The sequence below is a fragment of the Burkholderia sp. KCJ3K979 genome, assembly GCF_016759955.1.
Lineage (GTDB): Bacteria > Pseudomonadota > Gammaproteobacteria > Burkholderiales > Burkholderiaceae > Burkholderia > Burkholderia orbicola.
In genome coordinates, this window is sequence record NZ_JACFYV010000351.1 from 1 (window position 1) to 3,818 (window position 3,818).

The 3,818-nt window shown below is 67.3% G+C and carries 2 protein-coding genes and 1 tRNA gene; all 3 read left to right on the forward strand.

What is annotated here, in order from left to right; translation table 11 throughout:
• The first annotated feature begins 6 nt into the window (after positions 1–6).
• On the forward strand, positions 7–1,560 hold the full coding sequence (locus H3O04_RS34370; RefSeq protein WP_027811887.1) for a sensor histidine kinase: 1,554 nt from the start codon (positions 7–9) through the stop codon (positions 1,558–1,560).
• A 227-nt stretch (positions 1,561–1,787) separates the two neighbouring features.
• Positions 1,788–3,446 carry an MFS transporter gene (locus H3O04_RS34375; protein WP_202589413.1) on the forward strand — a complete coding sequence of 553 codons (1,659 nt, stop codon included), beginning with the start codon at positions 1,788–1,790 and terminating at the stop codon, positions 3,444–3,446.
• A 160-nt stretch (positions 3,447–3,606) separates the two neighbouring features.
• Positions 3,607–3,683: transfer RNA gene (locus H3O04_RS34380), tRNA-Met, on the forward strand.
• Positions 3,684–3,818 lie beyond the last annotated feature (135 nt).

Consider the following 3,818-nt stretch of genomic DNA (forward strand, 5'->3'; position numbering starts at 1 on the left):
GCCGCGATGGCCACGCCGGCCCATTCCCCTTCCCGCCACCCGACCGGCGCGCCGTCGTCGGCTGCCGACGAGGCGCGCGACGCGCGCTACGAGAACCCGTTTGCGCCGCCCGACGAAACCGAATCGCCCGAAACGCCGCGCCCGCGCTCGCTGTTCGGCGAAATCCTCGACTGGATGCTCGCGCCGCTGCTGCTGCTGTGGCCGATGAGCATCGCCGTCACCTATCTCGTCGCGAAGACGATCGCGAACAGCCCGTTCGATCGCGCGCTCGAGACCAACGCCTACGTGCTCGCGCGGCAGATCCATCCGGTCAACGGCGTCGCCGAGCTGACGCTGCCGGAGCAGACGCGCGACTTCCTGCGCGCGGACAACATCGACAGCGTCTACTTCCAGGTGCTCGGCACGCGCGGCGAGCTGGTCGCCGGCGAAGCCGACATGCCGCTGCCGCGCGACGAGGACCGCCCGCCGCCGGGCGTCGTCGTGTTCCGCGACGACCTGCTGCGCGGCAACGACGTACGTGTCGCGTATACGACCGTCGCGCTGCCGCAGGCGAGCGGCGCGCAGCCCGTGCTCGTGCAGGTCGGCGAGACGCTCGACAAGCGCAATGCGCTCGCCAACGACATCATCAAGGGCGTGATCCTGCCGCAATTCGTGATCCTGCCGCTCGCGATCCTGCTCGTCTGGTTCGGGCTGTCGCGCGGGCTCGCGCCGCTCAACGCGCTGCAGGCGCACATTCGCGCGCGGCGGCCCGACGACCTGTCGCCCGTCGAGGCGCAGCGCGCGCCGCCCGAGATCGAGCCGCTCGTCACGTCGTTCAACGACCTGCTCGCGCGCCTCGAACAGAACATGGCGCTGCAGAAGCGCTTCATCGCCGACGCCGCGCACCAGATGAAGACGCCGCTCGCGGGCCTGCGCACGCAGGCCGAGTTCGCGCTGCGCCATCCGGTGCCGCCCGACGTGCAGCGCTCGCTCGAGCAGATCGCGACGAGCTCCGAGCAGGCCGCGCGGCTCGTCACGCAACTGCTGGCGCTCGCGCGCGCCGAGAACCGCGCGAGCGGGCTGACGTTCGAGCCGGTCGAGATCGGTTCGCTCGCGCGGCGCACCGTGCGCGACTGGGTGCAGGCCGCGCTCGCGAAACGCATGGACCTCGGGTACGAAGGCCCGGACGACGACGCGCCGCTCGAGGTCGACGGCAATCCGGTGATGCTGCGCGAGATGCTCGGCAACCTGGTCGACAACGCGATCCGCTATACGCCCGAAGGCGGCCGCATCACGGTGCGCGTGCGGGCCGAGCGCGCGGCGCGGCGCGTGCATCTCGAAGTCGAGGATACCGGCCCCGGCATCCCGGCCGGCGAGCGCGAGCGCGTCGTCGAACGTTTCTACCGGATCCTCGGCCGCGAAGGCGACGGCAGCGGCCTCGGGCTCGCGATCGTGCGCGAGATCGCCACGCAGCACGGCGGCACGCTGACGCTCGACGATCACGTCTACCAGCACGCGCCGCGCCTCGCCGGTACGCTGGTGCGCATCAGCCTGCCGCTGACCGATACCGCCCCGGATTAACCCTGACGCGCGCCGCCACGGTGCGGCGCCAATACGAAAAAACCAGCGCTTTACCGGACGTTCACGCCACAATCGACACGCGAAGCGACCGATTCGACACGGGTTAACGCGCAGTCGTTTTGTACGCGCAAGTCAGTGCGCCGTAAGTTTCCGTGCCAATAATCGTCGACAGGCCCGCCCCTCCCAAGGCGGCCGCACATCTATATCAAGGGACTTGGAGACGATTCATGGCAACGTTAGGCGGGCAAATTTCGCACTCGCCGATGACGGGCGAAGAGAAGAAGGTGATCTTCGCGTCGTCGCTCGGCACCGTGTTCGAGTGGTACGACTTTTACCTGGCCGGCTCGCTCGCGGCCTACATCAGCAAGAGCTTCTTCTCCGGCGTCAATCCGACCGCCGCGTTCATCTTCACGCTGCTCGGCTTCGCCGCCGGCTTCGCGGTACGGCCGTTCGGCGCGATCGTGTTCGGCCGGCTCGGCGACCTCGTCGGCCGCAAGCACACGTTCCTCGTGACGATCGTGATCATGGGCGTCTCGACGTTCGTGGTCGGCTTCCTGCCGGGCTACGCGTCGATCGGCATCGCCGCCCCCGTGATCTTCATCGCGATGCGGCTGTTGCAGGGCCTCGCGCTCGGCGGCGAGTACGGCGGCGCGGCGACCTACGTCGCCGAGCATGCGCCGGCCAACCGGCGCGGCTTCTACACTGCCTGGATCCAGACGACGGCCACGCTCGGCCTGTTCCTGTCGCTGCTTGTGATCCTCGGCGTGCGCACGTTCGTCGGCGAGGAAGCGTTCGGCAACTGGGGCTGGCGCGTGCCGTTCGTCGCATCGATCCTGCTGCTCGGGGTGTCGGTGTGGATCCGGCTGCAACTGAACGAATCGCCGGTGTTCCTGCGCATCAAGGCGGAAGGCAAGACGTCGAAGGCGCCGCTGACCGAAGCATTCGGCCAGTGGAAGAACCTGAAGATCGTGATCCTCGCGCTGATCGGCCTGACGGCCGGCCAGGCCGTCGTGTGGTACACGGGCCAGTTCTACGCGCTGTTCTTCCTCACGCAGACGCTGAAGGTCGACGGCGCCAGCGCGAACATCCTGATCGCGATCGCGCTCCTGATCGGCACGCCGTTCTTCCTGTTCTTCGGTTCGCTGTCGGACAAGATCGGCCGCAAGCCGATCATCCTTGCCGGCTGCCTGATCGCCGCGCTGACCTACTTCCCGCTGTTCAAGGCGCTCACGCACTACGCGAACCCGCAGCTCGAACTCGCGACGCAGAAGGCGCCGATCACGGTCCTCGCCGATCCGGCCACCTGCTCGTTCCAGTTCAACCCGGTCGGCACGTCGAAGTTCACCACCTCGTGCGACATCGCGAAGAGCGCGCTCGCGAAGGCCGGCCTGAACTACGAGAACGTCGCGGCGCCGGCCGGCACGCAGGCCGAAATCAAGGTCGGCGACACGGTGATCCAGACCTACGACGGCAAGGCGGCCGACGCGAAGGCGCAGGGCGCGGCGTTCGACAAGACCCTCGCGTCGACGCTGAAGGGGGCCGGCTACCCGGCGAAGGCCGACCCGGCGCAACTCAACTGGCCGATGACGATCGTGATCCTGACGATCCTCGTGATCTTCGTGACGATGGTCTACGGCCCGATCGCCGCGATGCTGGTCGAGATGTTCCCGACGCGGATCCGCTACACGTCGATGTCGCTGCCCTATCACATCGGCAACGGCTGGTTCGGCGGCTTCCTGCCGGCGACCGCGTTCGCGATCGTCGCGGCGAAGGGCAACATCTACTCGGGGCTCTGGTATCCGATCGTGATCGCGCTGGCCACGTTCGTGATCGGCCTGCTGTTCGTCAAGGAGACGAAGGACTCGGACATCTACGCGCAGGATTGATGTCGAGGGCGCGGCGGGAATGGCCAGCGGAGGATCTCCTTCCGGTGACCGGCCCCCGCCCGCGATGGAGGTCGGCACGGGCAGCCGGCAACTTTTTTCGGGAAAGATGGAAAAAGGTATTGACAGCTGACGGGCCGATCGACATAATTCAAGTCTTCACGGCGAATTAGCTCAGTCGGTTAGAGCGACGGAATCATAATCCGCAGGTCCGGGGTTCGAATCCCTGATTCGCCACCAAATGCGAAAAGCCGCTGTTTCGAAAGAAACAGCGGCTTTTTTCATTGCTTCATCCGGCGCACGCGGTGTCGCGCGCTGCCCGCCTTCAGGCCGCGCGCCGCGTCGCGACTACGCCACCACCGCTCCGCGCTGCGC